The organism is Brevundimonas sp. FV1ye4L (assembly GCF_058681255.1).
In genome coordinates this window covers 777467-796825 of sequence record NZ_CM178734.1, presented here as the reverse complement: position 1 = coordinate 796825, position 19359 = coordinate 777467, and the positions used below count along the sequence as shown (strand labels likewise).

General features: G+C 66.3%; 20 protein-coding genes. 14 read left to right on the top strand and 6 right to left on the bottom strand.

The genetic code is table 11. The features are described 5' to 3' along the window. Positions 1–142: 142 nt before the first annotated feature. Positions 143–718 carry a hypothetical protein gene (locus ACW17X_RS03765; protein WP_492099725.1) on the top strand — a complete coding sequence of 192 codons (576 nt, stop codon included), beginning with the start codon at positions 143–145 and terminating at the stop codon, positions 716–718. 42 nt (positions 719–760) lie between these two features. On the opposite strand, the gene metH is transcribed toward ACW17X_RS03765, so the two are convergent. From metH to ACW17X_RS03745, 4 genes are all read right to left on the bottom strand, one after another. Next, positions 761–3427, bottom strand: coding sequence for a methionine synthase (gene metH, locus ACW17X_RS03760; RefSeq protein ID WP_492099724.1), 2667 nt, complete (start codon positions 3425–3427; stop codon positions 761–763). Positions 3428–3596: 169 nt separating this feature from the next. Continuing rightward, positions 3597–4691 (bottom strand): homocysteine S-methyltransferase family protein, encoded by a 1095-nt coding sequence (locus ACW17X_RS03755; protein ID WP_492099723.1) that lies wholly within the window; start codon positions 4689–4691, stop codon positions 3597–3599. Then, positions 4691–5647, bottom strand: a complete 957-nt coding sequence (metF, locus tag ACW17X_RS03750) for a methylenetetrahydrofolate reductase [NAD(P)H] (protein WP_492099722.1) — start codon at positions 5645–5647, stop codon at positions 4691–4693. Before metF ends, ACW17X_RS03755 begins: the two co-directional genes overlap by 1 nt. Beyond that, positions 5644–6618 (bottom strand): ArsR/SmtB family transcription factor, encoded by a 975-nt coding sequence (locus ACW17X_RS03745; RefSeq protein WP_492099721.1) that lies wholly within the window; start codon positions 6616–6618, stop codon positions 5644–5646. The genes metF and ACW17X_RS03745 overlap by 4 nt, the downstream gene beginning before the upstream one ends. A 117-nt stretch (positions 6619–6735) precedes the next feature. Here ACW17X_RS03745 and ACW17X_RS03740 point away from each other — a divergent pair, with 117 nt between their 5' ends. Next, complete coding sequence (locus ACW17X_RS03740; RefSeq protein WP_492099720.1) at positions 6736–7137, top strand: EF-hand domain-containing protein; 402 nt, start codon at positions 6736–6738, stop codon at positions 7135–7137. Position 7138: 1 nt separating this feature from the next. Here ACW17X_RS03740 and ACW17X_RS03735 read toward each other — a convergent pair whose 3' ends face one another. Beyond that, positions 7139–8065: a 2-hydroxyacid dehydrogenase gene (locus ACW17X_RS03735; RefSeq protein WP_492099719.1), complete on the bottom strand. Its 927-nt coding sequence runs from the start codon at positions 8063–8065 to the stop codon at positions 7139–7141. A 28-nt stretch (positions 8066–8093) separates the two neighbouring features. Beyond that, complete coding sequence (gene ettA / locus ACW17X_RS03730) at positions 8094–9761, bottom strand: energy-dependent translational throttle protein EttA (RefSeq protein ID WP_271165996.1); 1668 nt, start codon at positions 9759–9761, stop codon at positions 8094–8096. A 1072-nt stretch (positions 9762–10833) separates the two neighbouring features. On the opposite strand from ettA, the gene hemA reads away from it, so the two are divergent. From hemA to thiL, 12 genes are all read left to right on the top strand, one after another. After that, positions 10834–12060, top strand: a complete 1227-nt coding sequence (gene hemA / locus ACW17X_RS03725; protein ID WP_492099718.1) for a 5-aminolevulinate synthase — start codon at positions 10834–10836, stop codon at positions 12058–12060. 38 nt (positions 12061–12098) lie between these two features. Continuing rightward, positions 12099–12455: a DUF4160 domain-containing protein gene (locus tag ACW17X_RS03720; RefSeq protein WP_492099717.1), complete on the top strand. Its 357-nt coding sequence runs from the start codon at positions 12099–12101 to the stop codon at positions 12453–12455. Between the two features lie 2 nt (positions 12456–12457). Continuing rightward, positions 12458–12637: a DUF6898 family protein gene (locus tag ACW17X_RS03715; protein ID WP_492099716.1), complete on the top strand. Its 180-nt coding sequence runs from the start codon at positions 12458–12460 to the stop codon at positions 12635–12637. A gap of 59 nt (positions 12638–12696) precedes the next feature. After that, the gene (locus tag ACW17X_RS03710) at positions 12697–13098 is read left to right on the top strand and encodes a hypothetical protein (protein WP_492099715.1); all 402 of its coding nucleotides are present in this window, start codon (positions 12697–12699) and stop codon (positions 13096–13098) included. Positions 13099–13186: 88 nt separating this feature from the next. Beyond that, positions 13187–14470 carry a serine hydroxymethyltransferase gene (gene glyA, locus ACW17X_RS03705; RefSeq protein WP_492099714.1) on the top strand — a complete coding sequence of 428 codons (1284 nt, stop codon included), beginning with the start codon at positions 13187–13189 and terminating at the stop codon, positions 14468–14470. 8 nt (positions 14471–14478) lie between these two features. Continuing rightward, positions 14479–14949 carry a transcriptional regulator NrdR gene (nrdR, locus tag ACW17X_RS03700; RefSeq protein WP_492099713.1) on the top strand — a complete coding sequence of 157 codons (471 nt, stop codon included), beginning with the start codon at positions 14479–14481 and terminating at the stop codon, positions 14947–14949. Further along, a complete protein-coding gene (locus tag ACW17X_RS03695; protein ID WP_492099712.1) occupies positions 14949–15569 on the top strand; it encodes a RibD family protein in 621 nt (206 codons plus the stop codon). The genes nrdR and ACW17X_RS03695 overlap by 1 nt, the downstream gene beginning before the upstream one ends. A 73-nt stretch (positions 15570–15642) precedes the next feature. Then, positions 15643–16233, top strand: coding sequence for a riboflavin synthase (locus ACW17X_RS03690; RefSeq protein WP_492099711.1), 591 nt, complete (start codon positions 15643–15645; stop codon positions 16231–16233). Continuing rightward, a complete protein-coding gene (ribB, locus tag ACW17X_RS03685) occupies positions 16233–17366 on the top strand; it encodes a 3,4-dihydroxy-2-butanone-4-phosphate synthase (RefSeq protein ID WP_492099710.1) in 1134 nt (377 codons plus the stop codon). Before ACW17X_RS03690 ends, ribB begins: the two co-directional genes overlap by 1 nt. After that, positions 17363–17824: a 6,7-dimethyl-8-ribityllumazine synthase gene (gene ribH / locus ACW17X_RS03680; protein WP_492099709.1), complete on the top strand. Its 462-nt coding sequence runs from the start codon at positions 17363–17365 to the stop codon at positions 17822–17824. Before ribB ends, ribH begins: the two co-directional genes overlap by 4 nt. Further along, positions 17821–18345 (top strand): transcription antitermination factor NusB, encoded by a 525-nt coding sequence (nusB, locus tag ACW17X_RS03675; RefSeq protein WP_492099708.1) that lies wholly within the window; start codon positions 17821–17823, stop codon positions 18343–18345. Before ribH ends, nusB begins: the two co-directional genes overlap by 4 nt. Next, positions 18345–19334 (top strand): thiamine-phosphate kinase, encoded by a 990-nt coding sequence (gene thiL, locus ACW17X_RS03670; RefSeq protein ID WP_492099707.1) that lies wholly within the window; start codon positions 18345–18347, stop codon positions 19332–19334. Before nusB ends, thiL begins: the two co-directional genes overlap by 1 nt. Positions 19335–19359 lie beyond the last annotated feature (25 nt).

The following is a 19359-nucleotide window of genomic DNA, read 5'->3' as shown; positions in this document are numbered from 1 at the left end:
CGCATCTTCACCACTAGAGTTTGGGCGGCGGACCTTCGGGTTCGCCGCCCTTCTTTTTTATGCGCCGTAGAAAAACCATTCGGGTGCTCAAGCGTTACGGTGCATTGAGACCGGGCCGGGGGGCTCAAGATCAAGGATGCCGATGTTAAAGACCGCCGCAGCGCTCGCCGCCACCGTCACGCTCATGTCGGGGCTGGCTCCAGCCTCCGCCCAGGACCAGGACGGACCGATCGTCACCGGCGTGCGGAGCGCTGAAACCGCTGAAGCCCTGAAGGTGCGCGAGGCGATCGCCTATGCGAATCCACTGCCGCGTGGCGCGCCGACGCAGGATTATCCGCTGGTGGCCTGGTGCGACGCCCTGGTGACGGGGCATGCGGATTTGGGCGAGACCCTGACTGACCGTGCGCCCGAGGACGTCGAACTGGTGCGTCTGGGCCGCCTGGAGGCGCAGGACTTCCGCAGCGCTCTGGCGGCGGCCGAGCCGCGTCAGACGGCGGCGGCCAGGGCTGCTGCGCAACAGGCGGCAGCGGCGGCGAAGGCTCAATGGGCGCCCTTGTTGGCCAGCGAGGACGAGGCGGCGCGGAGCCAGTCGTTCGGGCTGTTCTACGGTCTGCCGGGGCGTTGCGAACATGCGGCGCGGCGCATCCGGAACAACATCACGACCCCGCCGGCGACCCCCGCCGAAGTCGGGCTTGAGGCGCCGGCGCCCGCCAACTGATCGGCAGACGATGGACTATGGAACGGCGGTCTGAGCCTCGGCTCAGGCCGCCGTTTCGCGTTTGGCGGCGTAGGGATCGTAGTTGAGGATGGGGGCCAGCCAGCGCTCGCAGGTGGTCACGTCCCAGCCCTTGCGCCGGGCGTAGTCCTCGACCTGGTCCAGATCGATCTTGCCGACGCCGAAATAGTGGCTGCCCGGATGGCCGAAATAGAGGCCCGAGACCGAGGCCGGGGGCGTCATGGCGAAGCTTTCGGTCAGGGCCATGCCCGCGTTGGTTTCGGCCTGAAGCAGGCGGAACAGGGTGGCCTTCTCCGTGTGGTCGGGCTGAGCCGGATAGCCGGGGGCCGGTCGAATGCCCTGGTATTGTTCGGTGATCAGGTCGTCGATGTTGGTCACTTCGTCGGCGGCATAGCCCCAGAGCTGGGTGCGGACTTCCTTGTGCAGGCGTTCGGCGAAGGCCTCGGCCAGGCGGTCGGCCAAGGCGGTGGCGAGGATGGCGGAATAGTCGTCGCCGGCGTCCTTGAAGCGCTTGGCGATCTCCAGCTCGCCGTGGCCGGCGGTGACGGCGAAGGCGCCGATATAGTCGTCGCCTTCTTCGGCGATGAAGTCGGACAGGGCCAGGTTCGGCTTGCCGTTCGACTTCTTGATCTGCTGGCGCAGGGTGTGGAAACGGGCGATCTCCGCGTCGCGGTTTTCATCGGCGAAGACGATGACATCGTCGCCGTCGGCGCGGGCGGGCCAGAAGCCGACGACGCCCTTGGCGGTGAACCATTTCTCGTCGATGATCCGCTTCAGCATGAGCTTGGCGTCCTCGAACAGGTCGCGCGCAGCCTCGCCGACGATCTCGTCCTCCAGGATCAGGGGATAGCGGCCGATGAGCTCCCAACTGGCGAAGAAGGGGGTCCAGTCGATGTGGTCGGCGAGGTCCTGCAGGTCCCAGGCGTCGAAGGTCTTCACCCCGATGAAGGACGGCTTGCCGGGCATGGGCTGGGTCGGGTCGATACGGAAACGGTTCTCGCGCGCCTGAGCCAGGGTGGCGCGGGCCTTGACCTCCTGGCCGCGGGCGTACTGCTCGCGGATGCGGATATATTCGTCGCGGGTGGCGGCCTCGTTCTTGGCGCGCTCGGTCTTGGATAGCAGGCCAGAGACGACGCTGACGGCGCGCGAAGCATCGACGACATAGGTGGTCGAGCCCCGGCGGTAGGCGGGTTCGATCTTGACCGCCGTATGGGTGCGGCTGGTGGTGGCGCCGCCGATCAGCAGGGGGATGTCGAAGCCGCGCCGCTCCATCTCGGCGCCGACGAAGACCATCTCGTCCAGCGACGGGGTGATCAGGCCGGACAGGCCGATGATGTCCACCTTATGCTCGACGGCGGCGTCCAGGATCCGGTCGGCGGGGACCATGACGCCCAGGTCGATGACCTCGTAGTTATTGCACTGAAGCACGACGCCGACGATGTTCTTGCCGATGTCGTGGACGTCGCCCTTGACCGTGGCCATCAGGATCCGGCCAGCCTGTTCGCGGGGCTTGCCGGCCTTTTCAGCCTCCATATAGGGCTCCAGCCAGGCGACGGCCTGTTTCATCACCCGGGCGGATTTCACCACCTGCGGCAGGAACATCTTGCCCGAGCCGAACAGGTCGCCGACCACATTCATCCCGTCCATCAGCGGGCCTTCGATGACGTGCAGGGGGCGGTCGAATGAGAGGCGGGATTCTTCGGTGTCGGCGTCGATATATTCGGTGATGCCGTTGACCAGGGCGTGGGCGATGCGGGCCGCGACCGGCTGATCGCGCCATTTCAGATCGACGACGCGGGCGACGCCCTTGTCGCCCTTGTAGTTGGGCGCGATGTCAACGAGGCGCTCGGTATTCGAGACATTGGTCCGCTGCGGCCGGTTCAGGATCACGTCCTCGACCGCTTCGCGCAGGGTCGGGTCGATGTCGTCATAGACGGGCAGGTCGCCGGCGTTGACGATGCCCATGTCCATGCCCGCCTGGATGGCGTGGTACAGGAAGACGCTGTGGATCGCGCGGCGCACCGGCTCGTTGCCGCGGAAGCTGAACGAGACGTTCGACACCCCGCCGCTGATCCGGGCGTAGGGCAGGGTGGATTTGATAACCTTGACCGCCTCGATGAAGTCGACGGCGTAGTTGTCGTGCTCCTCGATCCCCGTCGCCACGGCGAAGATATTGGGGTCGAAGATGATGTCTTCAGGCGGGAAGCCGACCTCGTTGACCAGGATATTATAGGCGCGGGTGCAGATCTCGATCTTGCGGGCGGCGGTGTCGGCCTGACCCACTTCGTCGAAGGCCATGACCACCACGGCGGCGCCATAGCGCAGGCATTTGATCGCATGATCGCGGAAGGCCTGTTCGCCCTCCTTCATGCTGATCGAGTTGACGATGGGCTTGCCCTGGACGCACTTCAGCCCCGCCTCGATCACCTCCCATTTGGAGCTGTCGATCATCACCGGCACACGGGCGATGTCGGGCTCGGCCGCGATCAGGTTGAGGAAGGTCCGCATGGCGACGGCGCCGTCCAGCAGGCCCTCGTCCATGTTGATGTCGATGATCTGGGCCCCGGCCTCGACCTGTTGCCGGGCGACGTCGAGCGCGGCCGAATAGTCGCCCTCGACCACCAGCTTGCGGAATTTGGCCGAGCCGGTGACGTTGGTCCGTTCGCCGACGTTGATGAAGGTGGGTCTCATGACTGTCCTCCCTCTCCCGTGGGGAGAGGGCTTGAGCGCACGGCGGCGAAGCCGTCGTTCTGGCGCGAAAGGGTGAGGGATAGGCGGTGCGAGTTGGCCCACCGGCGAACCCTCATCCGGCCCTGCGGGCCACCTTCTCCCAATGGGAGAAGGAAAGAACGCGTCGCCATCACGCCACCATCTCGAACGGTTCCAGCCCCGACAGCCGCAAGGCCACCGGCCGTTCCGGGATCACGCGCGGCTTCAGCGGCGCGACCTCTTCGGCGACGTGCTTGATGTGGTCCGGCGTCGTGCCGCAGCAGCCGCCGACGATGTTGACCAGACCGGAGGCCGCCCATTCCTCGATGAAGTGGGCGGTCTCGTGCGGTTCCTCGTCGTACTGGCCCATGGCGTTGGGCAGGCCGGCGTTGGGATAGGCGGCGACCAGGGTGTCGGCGACGCGGCTGAGTTCGGCGATGAAGGGGCGCATCAGGTCGGCGCCCAGGGCGCAGTTGAAGCCGACGGCGAAGGGTTTGGCGTGGCGCACGCTGTTCCAGAAGGCCTCGGCCGTCTGGCCCGACAGGGTGCGGCCCGAGCGGTCGGTGATGGTGCCCGAAATCCAGATGGGCAGGGCGTCCATGCCCTCGTCCTCCAGGTCCTTGATGGCCTTGATCGCGGCCTTGCAGTTCAGCGTGTCGGTGATGGTCTCGACCAGATAGAGATCGACACCGCCCTCGTTCAGGGCGCGGATCTGATGACGATAGGCCTCATAGACCTGGTCGAAGGTCACGCTTCGGGCGCCGGGGTCGTTCACGTCGGACGACATCGACAGCATCTTGTTCAGCGGGCCGATGGAGCCGGCGGCGAAGCGCGGCTTGTGCGGCTCCTTTTCCGTCCAGCGGTCGGCGGCGGCGCGGGCCAGTTTGGCGCCTTCCAGATTGATGTCCCACACCGCCTGGGCGTCCAGGGCGTAGTCTTCCTGGGCGATGGTGGTGCCGGAGAAGGTGTTGGTCTCGGAGATGTCGGCGCCGGCGCCGAAATACTGGTCGTGCAGGTCCGAGATGATGTCCGGGCGGGTGATGCAGAGGATGTCGTTGTTCCCCTTCATCTGGTGCGCCTCGTCATAGCCGTTGGCGGCGACGAAGCGGTCGGCGCGGAAGTCGGCTTCGGACAGGCCGCGACGCTGGATCATCACGCCCCAGCTGCCGTCGAGGACCAGGATGCGTTCCTTGGCCGCCGCATGCAGGGCGGCGATCCGTTCGGCGCGGGTGAGGGGAGAGGTCATTACGCCACAGCCTTTGTTTCACGCACGCCCAGCACGCGGCAGATCGCATAGACCAGATCGGCGCGGTTCAGGGTGTAGAAGTGGAAGTCGGAGAAGCCCTCTTCCTGCAGACGGGCGCAGGTCTCGGCGGCGACCGAGGCGGCGAGCAAGCGTCGGGTTTCGGGGTCGTCGTCCAGACCGTCGAAATGGGCCTTCAGCCAGTCGGGGATGCTAGTCCCACAGGCGCCGCACATCCGGGTCAGGCCGGCGAAGTTGGACACGGGCATGACGCCGGGGATCAGGGGAATGGTCACGCCCGCCGCCCGCACCCGGTCGCGGAAACGCAGGAAGGCGTCGATGTCGAAGAAGAACTGGCTGATGGCGCGGGTGGCGCCGGCGTCCACTTTGGCCTTCAGCACATCGATGTCGTGGTCGATGGAAGGGCTTTCAGGGTGTTTTTCGGGATAGGCGCCGACTGTGACGTCGAAACCGCCGACGCGGCTGATGGCGGCGGTCAGTTCGGTGGCGTTGGCGTAGCCGTCTGCGCGGGGTTGATAGATCCCGCCGATGCCGCCCCCGCCGGGAGGATCGCCGCGCAGGGCGACGATATGATCGACACCGATGGTCTTGTAGCCGGCGATGACCTCATCGACCTCGTCGCGGCTGGCCTCGACGCAGGTCAGGTGGGCGGCGGGTCGCAGCGAAGTCTCGGCGATGATCCGCTGGACAGTGCGGTGGGTGCGTTCGCGGGTCGAGCCCCCGGCGCCATAGGTTACGGAGACGAAGGCCGGGTTCAGCGGCTCGAGGCGACGGATCGCCGTCCACAGATTGGCCTCGGCCTCGTCGGTCTTGGGCGGGAAGAATTCGAAGGAGACGCGAACGGCGTCCTGGTTCGAGCCGGCGCGGGCGACCGGACCCAGCGGCGACAGCAGCAGGGCGCGGGCTTCGGCGAGATTGGTCGAGGGCGCAGCCATCATGCGGTCTTTCTGGCCGGGGCCAAGGATGCGGGGGCGGGGCGTTCGGCCGTCCAGATGGTTACGGTGAGGCCCTCGTTATCGGGCGGCAGGGCGACAGGGGGGGAGGGCGTCAGGCCGCTGTCGGTCAGCCAGCCGTTGATCTCTTGGTCGGCGAAGCCCAGGCGGCGATGCTGATGCGCCTCGCGCATATGTTCGAAGTCGTGCGGGGCGAAATCGACGATCACCAGCCGGCCGCCGGGGCAGACCAGCCGCGCGGCCTCGGCCACGGCGGCGAAGGGGTCGGCCAGATAGTGCAGAACCTGGTGGACGATCACCAGATCGGCGCTGGCGGCGGGCAGGCGGGTGGCGAAGATGTCGCCGTGGCGCAGTTCGACCTTGTTCAGCCCGGCCTTGGAGACATTGGCGCGGGCGATGTTGAGCATATTCTGGCTCAGATCCAGCCCGACCGACATCTTGGCCTTCTTGCCGAACAGGGTCAGCATCCGGCCGGAACCGGTGCCCAGATCGACGACGCGTTTGAACGGGCCGGGGCCGACCGCTTCTTCCAGGGCGGCCTCGACGGCGCTCTCGCTGACATAGAGGGAGCGCAGTCGGTCCCACTGGGGGGCGATCTGTTCGAAATAGGATTCGGCGGCCTGTTGGCGATCCTTCTGGACCTCGCTCAACCGACGATGATCGGCCTCTCCGGCGTCGTCGGCGAGAATGTCCAGCACGGTGTCGATCAGCCGGCGGGCCTGGGCGTCGTGCGACAGGCGGTAATAGACGCGGGCGCCGTCCGGAAACCGCTCGATCAGGCCGGAGTCGGTCATCAGCTTCAGATGGCGAGAGACGCGCGGCTGGCTCTGGTCAAGAATCCGCGACATCTCCATGACCGAAAGCTCTTCGCTGGCCAGCAGGGAAAGGATGCGCAGGCGCGTCGGTTCGCCGGCGGCGCGAAGGGCTTCGACAGTCTGGTCGGCGGTTAAACTCATCCGATCATATAAAGATATCCTTATATGATTTGGCAAGCAAAAACGACCTCGTACATGGCGCGACGGGAAAGCTTCAGTCCGCCGTTTAAGGACACGCAATCCCTTTGGAGTGGTTCTATGCGCAGTCTCCTGATTTCCACCCTCGCTCTCGTCGCCGCCGGTCCGGCCCTGGCGCAGAGCGATTTTCCCGAGCCGCCGATGGGCGGGCAGATGTCCGGTCCGCCGCCGATGGGCGGGATGCGTCCGCCGGAGCGCGAGACCCTGGCCGAAATGAAGACGCGGATGAGCGGGATGTTAGACCGCCTCGACGCCAATCATGACGGCGTGATCAACGCGTCGGAGCTGGCCGGTTCGCCGGGCGGGCGGATGCTGAGCCGTGCCGACGCCGATGGAAACGGGCTCATCACCAAGGCCGAAATGGAAGCCGGCGCCGAGACCATGTTCAAGGCCATGGACAAGAACGGCGACGGCGTCGTCACGGCCGATGAACGCCCGCAGCCGCCCCGGCGCCCGGGCTGAATCACGCGACCGGCGTCTTCAGCGGCTGGCCCGCGAAATGCGCCTGAAGATTCTGCATCAGCAGCATCAGCATGCCCTGCACCCCGGCGGTCGTCGCGCCGGCGGTGTGGGGCGTCACGACGAGGTTCGGCACATCGGTCCAGCGTGATGGGTCGGTCGGCTCCTCGATGAAGACGTCCAGGGCGGCTTGGCCCAGGGCGCCGGATTTCAGCGCGGCGATCAGGGCGTCCTCGTCGACGACCTGGCCGCGCGAAACATTGACCAGCAGACCTTCGGGCCCCAACGCCTCGAGCACTTCGCGCGAGATCAGGCCGCGATTGGTCGCGTCGGCCTTGCAAGCCACCACCAGGATGTCGCTCTGTTTCGCGAGAGCCAGCAGGCTGTCGGCGCGAGGCCATTCGGCGTCGTGCGGGCGGGGGCCCCACCAGGCGACGTCCATGCGGAAGGCCTCGGCGCGGTCGGCGACCGCCTTGCCGATGGCGCCGAGGCCGACGACGCCCAGTTTCTGGCCGCCGATCGAAGCGGTGATGGTGCGGGTGTCGGCGGTCCAGCCGCCGGACCGGACCTGGCGGTCGCCCGAGACGATCTGGCGACGCGCAGCCAGGATCAGGCCCAGGGCGTGATCGGCCACGTCTTCATGATTGACGCCCGGCGCATGGGTGACGGGCAGGCCGCGTTCACGGCACCAGTCGATGTCGATCCCGTCGTAGCCGGAGGTGAAACAGGCGATCAGGTCGAGAGCGGGGAGTTGTTCGATCAGCGCCTTGTCCAGCGGCGCCTCGCCGGCGACGACCAGGGCGCGGATGTCGTGGGCGGCCTCGATCGGCGGGCCTTCCCAGAAGCGGTAGACGTCATAGGCGCTCTCGAGAATCGGCGAGAGCGGGGCGAGATGCCGCTGCATGATAAGAACGGCGGGGCGTTGGGTCATGCAGCGGCTCCTCTTTTTAAATCAGGCGTTACCGCCCGAACTTCTGGTGCTGGATACGTTTTGGGATGATGCTGTCGGCGCCCAGGCGGCGCATCTTGTCCTGTTCGTAGGCTTCGAAGTTCCCCTCAAACCATTCCACATGGCCGTCGCCTTCGAAGGCGAGGATGTGGGTGGCCAGACGGTCCAGGAACCAGCGATCGTGGGAGATGACGACGGCGCAGCCGGCGAACTCTTCCAGGGCCTCTTCGAGGTTCTGCAGGGTTTCGATGTCCAGGTCGTTGGTCGGTTCGTCGAGCAGGATCAGATTGCCGCCCGAGGCCAGGGTCTTGGCCAGGTGGACGCGGTTGCGTTCACCGCCGGACAGCTGCCCCACCTTCTTCTGCTGGTCGCCGCCCTTGAAGTTGAAGCTGCCGACATAGGCGCGGGTGTTGATCTCGCGCTTGCCGACCATCATCACGTCGGTGCCGCCCGAGATGGCCTGCCAGATGGTCTCGTCCGGCTTCAGGTCGTCGCGCGACTGGTCGACATAGGCCAGTTTGACGGTCTCGCCGACCTTGATCGTGCCGCCGTCAGGCGTTTCCTGGCCGGTGATCAGTTTGAACATGGTCGACTTGCCGGCGCCATTGGGGCCGATGACGCCGACGATGCCGTTGGGCGGAAGCTTGAAGGTCAGATTGTCGAACAGGGTCTTGTCGCCATAGGTCTTGGCCAGGCCTTCGACCTCCAGCACGACATTGCCCAGGCGCGGGCCGGGCGGGATCTGGATGTGGGCGTGGGTCTGGGCCCCGCGCATCGATTCCTGTTCCTCGACCATTCGCTCGTAGGCGGCCAGACGGGCCTTGGACTTGGCTTGACGGGCCTTGGCGCCCGAACGGACCCATTCCAGTTCGCGGGTGAGGGCGCGCTGGCGGGCTTCGGATTCCGACTGTTCCTGCACGACGCGCTTGGTCTTGGCTTCCAGCCACGAGGAATAATTGCCCTCGTGCGGGTGGCCCTTGCCGCGGTCCAGCTCCAGCGTCCATTTGGTGACGAGGTCCAGGAAGTAGCGGTCGTGGGTCACCAGGATGACGCAGCCGGGGAAGTTTTCCAGGTGGTGCTGTAGCCAGGCGACGGATTCGGCGTCCAGGTGGTTGGTCGGTTCGTCGAGCAGCAGCATGTCGGGCTTGGACAGCAGCAGACGGGCCAGGGCCACGCGGCGCTTCTCACCGCCGGACAGGTTGGTGACCTCCCAGTCGTCGGGCGGGCAGCGCAGGGCGCCCATGGCCATTTCGATGCGGCTGTCGATGTCCCAGACGTCGCCGGCGTCGATCTTCTCCTGGAGAGAGGTCATCTCCTCCATCAGCTCGTCGGTGTAGTTCTCGCCCAGTTCAGCGGCGACGGCGTTGAAGCGGTTGACCCACTGTTTCTCTTCGCACCAGGCCTCGACGTTCTCGCGGACGTTCAGGCTGTCGTCGAGCTTGGGCTCCTGCTCCAGATAGCCGCGCTTGATGCCGTCGGCGGCGCGGGCCTCGCCCGTGAACTCGGTGTCCAGGCCGGCCATGATCTTCAGCAGGGTGGATTTACCCGAGCCGTTGACCCCGACGACGCCGATCTTGGCGTCGTTATAGAAGCTGAGCCAGATGTTCTCGAAGATCTTGCGGCCGCCGGGGAAGGTCTTGGTCAGACCCTGCATCTGGAAAATATATTGCTGCGCCATGAGGTGCGGTTTCGCCCTTCGGGTTTCGTCGGATTGGGAGGTTTGGGCGGATGTAGCGATCCTGAGGCGGGAGAGCAAATGAGGCGAAGACATGCGCAGGCGCCTTCGCCGGTTTGGGGCGAAGTTGGGGAGGGCGTGGGACGCCGGGTCTGCACCCGGGGTTTGGAGTTTTAAGTACCGTTTCGGCGCAGTCGTCGTCCCACGCGGTCGTTTTCCACACGCGCTCCGGCTGGCGGCCCTATTCTTCGAGCCTTGCCGGATCGGCGGGCCGCCTTGCGACGGCTTCGCCGGGGCGGACATGCCGACGTAGGTCGACAGCGGTCCGCTTTCCTAAGCGTGCGGCGAGCAGGAGGCGGCATCCATCGCCGCCCCTAAGGACCCCGGCGGTCTCCATCCCGCCGGCTTCATCGCTCGACCACAGCCCCGCCGCCGTCAGGGCGCTGGATCCGACGCCCTCCCCATCGGCGGGGATGAGAGGATTATGCGGGAGGTTTGAGGGGTGATTAGAAGAAGGGGGTGAGATTCTGTTAGGGCGTTGAAATCGTTGAGGGGGAGGCAGCGTCATTGTGCGCGCTGGCCGCTCTTCCCTTTCGTCATTCCGGGCGGAGGGCTGCTTGGCCCGCAGACCCGGAACCCAGCGGCGCCGAAGGCGAAATCTGTAAGCCGCAGGATGTTGGAACAGCGAGTCCGCGACAGTTTCGCGCTCTCGCGCGCCGCTGGGTTCCGGGTGTGCGCTGCGCTTCGCCCGGAATGACGAAAGAGAGAAAGGCGTTACCTCTCCGCGCGCGGAGCGCGTGGGGAGGACGGGTCGCGCTTGCGACCAGGAGGGGGCGACTCTGACATTGAGGATGACTGAGCCAGCGTCTGACACCGAGTCGCCCCCTCCTGGCGCTCGCTGACGCTCCCGCCTGTCCTCGCCGTTCGCCTTCGCGAACGGGGAGGTGAGTGTGCTCCTGAGAACCGTTATCAATGAAGGGTTTGGGGCGTTTTGACCACATGCCGCGCATGGACAAGCGGCGGCGTCGGGCGCAAAGAACGGACAGACATCGCCATAAGCGAAAGAACGAATATCGTGTTCGACTATAAGGCCGCCTTTGAAAACTCGGTGGAGCAGGTGCGGAGCGAGGGCCGGTATCGTGTCTTCGCCGATCTGAAGCGGGTGCGCGGCCAGTTTCCGCAGGCGGTGCGTCGCCGCGAGGACGGGTCCGAACAGGACGTCGTGATCTGGTGCTCCAACGACTACCTCGGCATGGGCCAGCACGCGGACGTGCTGAAGGCCATGCAGGACGAGATCGATGCCGTGGGCGCCGGGGCCGGCGGCACGCGCAATATCTCGGGCACGACGCGCTCGGCGGTGGATCTGGAGGCCGAACTGGCCGACTGGCACCAGAAGGAAGCGGCGCTGCTGTTCACCTCGGGCTATGTCGGCAACGAGGCGACGCTGTCGACGCTGCAGAAGATCCTGCCCGGCCTGATCACCTTCTCGGACGCGCTGAACCACGCCTCGATGATCGCCGGCATCCGCCAGGGCGGGGGCGAGCGGCACATCTTCAAGCACAATGATCTGGCCCATCTGGAGGCCCTGCTGGCCGCCGCCCCGGCCGGGGCGCCCAAGCTGGTCGCCTTCGAGAGCGTCTATTCGATGGACGGCGACATCGCCGACCTGGCCGGGACCATCGCCCTGGCCAAGAAATACGGCGCCATGACCTATCTGGACGAGGTACACGCGGTCGGCCTGTATGGCGAAACCGGCGCCGGCGTTGCCGAGCGTGACGGCGTTCTGGACCAGATCGACATCATCGAATGCACCCTGGGCAAGGCCATCGGGGTCATGGGCGGCTACATCGCCGCCGACGCCGTGATCATCGACGCGGTGCGCAGCTGGGCCTCGGGCTTCATCTTCACGACATCGTTGCCGCCGGCGCTGACCGCGGGGGCCCTGGCCTCGGTGCGGCATCTGAAGGCCCATCCGGAACTGCGCGAACAGCATCAGGAACGGGCGGCGACTCTGAAGGCGCGGTTCGCCGCGGCCGGGATCCCCGTCATGGACAGCGAGAGCCATATCGTGCCGGTGCATGTCGGCAATCCGATCCACTGCAAGATGATCTCGGACATGCTGCTGGACGAATACGGCGTCTATGTTCAGCCGATCAACTATCCGACCGTGCCCAAGGGGACCGAGCGGTTGCGCTTTACCCCCTCGCCGAACCATACCGATGAGATGATGGATCATCTGGTCCTGGCGATGGACCGGCTGTTCGCCCACTGCAATGTGGCGCGGCGGTCTGTGGCGGCCTGATCGTTTCCCGAAGACCCGCATTGGGCTATGATGACGCGATGAACGTCCATCATCCCGCGCCGGACACGCCGCCCGAGGAGGTCGACCTTTTCGAGATGGCGAACCTGTATCCGAGACATACGGGCCTGCCGATGACCGTCTGGGTCAGTCCCAAGGGCCACGCCCGGCATGACGCCCGGGTCAAGGTGTGCCGGGCGCATGGCGACCGTATGGACGTGGACGATATCGCGACCGTCAGCGTGCGGCCCGAGCCGGAACTGATCCACGGGCCTTTGCCCAATGCCGATCTGAAGGCGGTGCAGGCGTGGATTAGGCTGAACAGCGACGCCCTGATTGGATACTGGAACGGCGAGCTCGACACCGTCGATCTGTCGCGGGCGCTCAAGACCCTCTGATCATGGGCGACGACGGCGAGATCATTGTCGAGTTCGTGCGCAACGGACCTTACATCAAATGCTCGGCCATCCATGTGGCCAGCGGTAGGGAGGTCAGCGCCATGGGGCCGGTCAACGAGCCCAAGGCGGTTGAGCGGGTGGCGATCGCGAAGTTGAAGCGGGCTTTAGAGGCAGGTCGATAGGCGCCTGAGATCGACTTCAACGTCGAACGGTGATTTCCTGCGTGTCGTGGGAGGCGATCATGTTGCAACCAGGCGGGCCGGCGGTTCTAGGTTTCGGGGCCTTTTCGATTTTCGCCATGCTGGGCGGCTTGGTGCTGCTGACCGGCGCCGACCATGCCGCGCCGGGATGCACAGGGCCGGAGGTCAGGCGCTGCGACTTCATCGAAACCGCAAAGATCGCGGTGGCGAACAATCCGCGCCCCAATCGCAAGTTTGATCCTGACTTAGGTTTCGAGATTGTCGAAATGGGCTCGTCCGTCCGTGTGCAGCAATATCTGCCCAACGGATCGCTGGCCTTGTTCGAGGGGCCAGCCGTTCTGATTGATCGCAAGAGCTGCCGTCCCTGCAGTGTGGAGGTTCGCGCGAGCACGGGCGGCGACGATACGGCGCGGTTCACCCGCTTTCCTCCGTCGGGCGCTTGAGCCTGATTAAGGGGTATCACCACAAGATATTGTGGTTCGGCGCGCTGCGGACTAGATAGGCGACCTTCTCAGACGCGGGGATTCCGACGTGACCGCCTTCACCCATGACGCCTATTTCACCAAGACCCTGGCCGACGCCGATCCGGACGTCTTCAAGGCCATTCAGGGCGAGATGGGCCGGCAGAAGGAGCAGATCGAGCTGATCGCGTCCGAGAACATCGTCTCCCAGGCGGTGCTGGACGCGCAGGGTTCTGTTCTGACGAACAAATACGCCGAGGGTTATCCCGGTCGCCGCTATTATGGCGGCTGCGAATTCGTCGATGTGACCGAGGATCTGGCGCGCGAACGGGCCAAGAAACTGTTCGGCGCGGCCTTCGCCAATGTGCAGCCCCACTCGGGCGCTCAGGCCAACCAGGCGGTGTTCTTTACGCTGCTGCAACCCGGCGACACCTTCCTGGGTATGGACCTGGCCTGCGGCGGGCACCTGACGCACGGGTCGCCGGCGAACCAGTCGGGCAAGTGGTTCCGGCCCGTGACCTACAAGGTCCGCGAAGACACCCATCTGATCGACTATGACCACGTGGCGGAGATGGCGCAGAAGGAGAAGCCGAAGCTGATCCTGGCCGGCGCCAGCGCCTACAGCCGCCACATCGACTTCAAGCGGTTCCGCGAGATCGCCGACAGCGTCGGGGCCTATCTGATGGTGGACATGGCCCACTACGCCGGCCTGGTGGCCGGGGGCGCCTATCCTGATCCGATCCCGCACGCCCATGTCGTGACCACGACGACGCACAAGACCCTGCGCGGGCCGCGCGGCGGCCTGATCCTGTCCAACGACGCGGACCTGGGCAAGAAGATCAACTCGGCCGTCTTCCCCGGCCTGCAAGGCGGGCCGCTGGAGCATGTGATCGCGGCCAAGGCCGTGGCCTTCGGCGAGGCGCTGCAGCCCGAGTTCAAGCTGTATGCGCAACAGGTGGTCAAGAACGCCCAGGCCCTGGCCGGGGTGCTGGTCGAGCGCGGCCTGGCCATCGTCTCGGGCGGCACCGACTGCCACCTGGCCCTGGTCGATCTGCGGCCCAAGGGCGTGACCGGCAAGGCGACCGAGCACGAACTCGAAAAGGCGCTGATGACCTGCAACAAGAACGGCGTGCCGTTCGACACCGCCCCCTTCACCATCACCTCGGGCGTTCGCCTGGGCACGCCGGCGGGCACCACGCGCGGCTTCGGCGAGGACGAGTTCAAGCAGATCGGTCACTGGATCGCCGACGTCGTCTCGTCGATGAACGGCGGCGACGAAGCCGATCCGGCCGTGGTCGCGGGCGTGGCGGCCCAGGTGCGGGAGCTGACGAACCGCTTCCCCATCTACGGATGATCTGACCGATGAAGTGCCCCTTCTGCGGTCATCAGGACACCCAGGTTAAGGACAGCCGGCCGTCGGACGACGGCTCGGCGATCCGACGGCGGCGGTCCTGTCCGAACTGCAATGGGCGTTTCACCACCTTCGAGCGGGTGCAACTGCGCGAACTGGTCATCCTGAAACGCAACGGGCGGCGCACGCCGTTCGAGCGCGACAAGCTGGAGCGGTCGCTGGGCGTGGCGCTGCGCAAACGGCCGGTCCAGCCGGAGCAGGTGGAGCAGATGGTCAACCGGATCGTGCGCCAGCTGGAGAGCCTGGGCGAGACCGAGGTGCCGTCCAGCGTCGTCGGGGACTTCATCATGAAGGCGCTGAAGGGCGTGGATGAGGTGGCCTATGTCCGCTACGCCTCGGTCTACAAGGACTTCCGCGCGACCGGCGATTTCGCCAAATTCCTGGGCGACGAAGGCTTCGACGAGCCCTCTGGCAAGGACTGATGCGCGTCACCCTGAAGCTGGCCACGTCGCTGGACGGGCGGATCGCCACGGCTGACGGCGAGAGCCGGTGGATCACCGGCGAGGCGGCTCGGCTGGAAGGCCATCGGCTGCGCGCCGGCCATGACGCCATACTGGTGGGCGTCGAGACGGTGCTGAAGGACGATCCCGAACTGACCGCGCGCCTGCCCGGGCGGAGCGTGGATCAGCCGTTGCGGGTGGTGCTGGACAGCCGGTTGCGCACGCCGGAGACGGCGAAACTGGCGGGCGAGAATACGCTGATCCTGACGGCGGTCGAAGCGCGTGCGATCGGCTCGGCCGAGGTCCGACAGGTCGAGGCCGAGGACGGGCGTCCGGCGATCCCGGCGGTGCTGAAGGCGCTGAAGGCGGCCGGCGTGGGGTCGGTGCTGATCGAGGGCGGGGGGCAGGTCGCGGCCGCCTTCCTGAAGGCCGGGGCGGTGGACCGGCTGGAGTGGTTCCGGGCGCCGATCCTGCTGGGCGGGGAGGGGCGGCCCTGCGTGGCGGCCCTGGCTCTTGCAAAGCTGGCTGACGCCCCCAAGTTCCGTCGCCTGGGCGTGGAGCCTGTCGGAGACGATCTGTGGGAACGCTACGAGCGGGCGTGAAACCTTAAGGTTCGTCGCCGATCTTCGTATTGTCAGACTGTGTTTGTTGGGTCCGGAAGGGACCGGAGCCGAAATGTTCACCGGAATCGTCACCGACATCGGGCGCGTTCGCGACGTCCGCAAGACCGAGCGGGATCGCCGCTATGAGATCCAGACCGCCTGGGACGTGTCCGGGATCGACCTGGGCGCCTCGATCAGCCATGCGGGCTGCTGCCTGACGGTGACGGAGAAGGGCCCGGATTGGTTCGCGGTCGAGGTGTCGAACGAGACCCTGTCCAAGACCACCCTGGGCGGCTGGAGGGCCGGCGACGGGATCAATCTGGAGCGGGCGGCCAAGCTGGGCGACGAGATGGGCGGCCATGTGGTGTCGGGCCATGTCGACGGCCTGGGCCGCGTCGTGTCGATCACGCCGGAGGGCGGCTCGCACCGGGTCGAGGTCGAGGCGCCGGCGCCCCTCCACCGCTATATCGCCGCCAAGGGCTCGATCACGGTCGATGGGGTGTCCCTGACGGTGAACAGCGTCGCGGGGCGGGTGTTTTCGTTGAATATCATTCCGCATACGTGGGATGTGACGACCCTGGGCCGTCTGAAGGCGGGCGATCCGGTCAATCTCGAGATCGACATGCTGGCGCGATACCTCGCGCGGTGGCAGGAGACGGCGTGATGCAATTGGCCGCTAACATGAACGACAGCCCGATCAGTCCCATCGAGGACATCCTGGAGGACGCCCGCAACGGCCGTCCCTATATCCTGGTGGACGCCGAGGATCGAGAGAACGAGGGGGACATCATCATCCCCGCCCAGTTCGCCACCCCCGACCAGATCAACTTCATGATCCGCCAGGCGCGGGGCCTGGTCTGTCTGGCGATCACGGCCGAGCGCGCGAACCAGCTGCGCCTGCCGCCGATGGCGGCGGACAATCGCGAGAGCATGAAGACCGCCTTCACGGTCTCGATCGAGGCCAAGGACGGCGTGACCACCGGCATTTCCGCCGCTGACCGGTCGCGCACCATTCATGTGGCCACCGATGCGTCGAAGGGCATGGACGACATCGTCTCGCCCGGCCACATTTTCCCCCTGGTGGCGCGCGACGGCGGGGTCCTGGTCCGCGCCGGCCATACCGAGGCGGCGGTGGACATCAGCCGGATGGCGGGCCTGACCCCGGCCGGGGTGATCTGCGAGATCATCAAGGACGACGGCGAGATGGCGCGGATGCCGGATCTTGTCGCCTTCGCACAGCTGCACGGGCTTAAGATCGGCACCATCGCCGACCTGATCGCCTATCGCCGCCGCACCGAGCGGTTCGTCGAGCGGGTCATGGATACGCCGTTCGAGAGCGTCCACGGCGGGCCGTTCCGCCTGATGCTCTACCGGAACACCATCGAGGGTGCGGAACACGTCGCTCTGGTCCACGGCAAGATCGATCCGTCCAAGCCGACCCTGGTGCGGATGCACCAGGTGGACTTCGCCTGCGACCTGCTGGGCCATGTCGAGACGCGCCAGGACTATGTCCCCAAGGCGCTGAAACAGATCACCGATCATGACGGTCCGGGCGTGGTCGTCTTCCTGCGCGATCCGTCGCTGAACTCGCTGGCAGAGCGACTGGCGGGCGTGGACAAGCCGGCGGCGGTGGACCGGTCGCTTAGGGCCTATGGCGTCGGGGCGCAGATCCTGCTGGACCTGGGCGTCAAGGACATGATCGTGATGAGTTCGACGCGACCCGAACCGACCGCGCTGGAGGGCTATGGCCTGCGCATCGTCGGCTGGCGCGACATGGATGGAGAAGACAAGGCGTGACCGAGGCCCCCCGTATTCTGATCGTCGAGGCGCGCTTCTACGATGAACTGGCCGACGCCCTGCTGGAGGGCGCCAAGGAGACCCTGAAGGCGCGCGGTGCTCAATTCGACGTCGTCACCGTGCCGGGCGCCCTGGAGATCCCGGCCGTCATCGCCATGGCCGAGGAGGCCGGGCGTTTCCCGACCGCGCCCCGTTATGACGGCTATGTCGCCCTAGGCTGCGTGATCCGCGGCGAGACCTATCATTTCGAGATCGTCTCGGATCAGTCGGCGGCCGGCATCATGGCCCTGGGGGTCAAGGGTTTCATCATCGGCAACGGCATCCTGACCACCGAGGACGAGGACCAGGCCTGGGCGCGTGCGCGGCTTTCCGAAGGGGATAAGGGCGGCGGAGCAGCGAAAGCCTGCCTCGAGCTCATTGCATTGAAGAAGCGGTTGCGGCTAGGCCTCGGCGCATGAGTGAACCGAACAGCGTCAAAGCCGTCCTCGAGCAACTGGCCGAGGCCGAGAAGCAGCGGGCCGAGCCCCATCTGAGCTCCAAACAGCGCCGTGCGCGCACCGTGTCGCGTCTGGCCGCCGTCCAGGCCCTGTACCAGATGGAGCTGGCGGGCGAGGGCGTGGAGACGGTGATCACCGAATTCTCCAACTTCCGCTTCGACACCGATATCGAGGGCGAGGCCCTGGCCGAGGCGGACGAGGCCTATTTCGCCGACATCGTGCGCGGCGTGATCGAGAGCCAGCGCGACATCGACGCCGCCGTCAAGGCGCGTCTGGCGTCCAACTGGAAGCTGGAGCGGATCGACGCCACCCTGCGCGCCCTGCTGCGCTGCGGGGCCTGGGAGCTGATCAAGCACCCGGAGACGCCGCGCGAAGTGGTGATCGACGAATATGTCGAGCTGGCCAAGGCCTTCTTCGACGACTCCGAAGCGCGGTTCGTCAATGCGGCGCTGGACGGCGTGTCCAGAGACACGCGCAAATAATGCCGGCGCTCGACGTCGCGGGCGAGTTCGAGACGATCGAGAGGCTGCTGAGGCCCCTGGCCCATCCCGAATGGGGCCGGGGGCTGGCGGACGATGTGGCGGTGCTGCCGTCGCGGCCCGGCTATGACCTGGTTCTGACCAAGGACGCCATCGTCGAGGGCGTGCATTTCCTGCCCGACGATCCGCTGGACACGGTGGCCAAGAAGCTGCTGCGGGTGAACCTGTCGGATCTGGCGGCGAAGGGGGCCGAACCCTTCGGCTATCTGATGGCCTGCTGCTGGTCGGAGCGCTGCGGCTGGCCCGAACGCGAGGCTTTTGCGGCCGGGCTGGCCGAGGATCAGGCGCGGTTCGGCGTCTTCCTGATCGGCGGGGATACGGTGAAGACGCCGGGGCCGGCGGTGTTTTCCCTGACCGCCCTGGGCTGGGTTCCCGAGGGCGAGACGGTGTCGCGGGGCGGGGCCCAGGTCGGGGATCTGGTGTTTGTGACCGGGACCATCGGCGACGGGGTGCTGGGGTTGAGGGCGGCGCGGGGCGAGCTGTCGCTGGAGCCCGAGCGTCTGGAGGCGCTGATCACCCGTTATCGCACGCCGGCGCCCCAGCTGGATTTCGCCAAGGTGGTTCGCGAACTGGCGACCGCAGCGGCGGACGTGTCCGACGGACTGGCGGCCGATGTCGCCCATATCGCCAAGGCCAGCGGGCGAGGGGTCGAGCTGAACCTAGCGGTCCTGCCCTTGTCCGCCGCCGCCCAGGCCTGGGTCGACAACCGGGTCGATGCGCAGGCGGCTCTGTCGATCCTGGCGACCGGCGGCGACGACTATCAGATCGTTTTCACGGCCCATCCCCGTCATGAGGAGACGCTGCGGCGCGAGGCCGAACACCGTTTCACACGCTTGACCAAGATTGGAGCCGTGACCGACGGCGCGGGCGTGACGGTTCGCTATGCGGGGCGCGTTGTGCCCCTGAAACAGGGCGGTTGGACCCACGACTGAGGTGGAAACACAATCCTAACCGCAG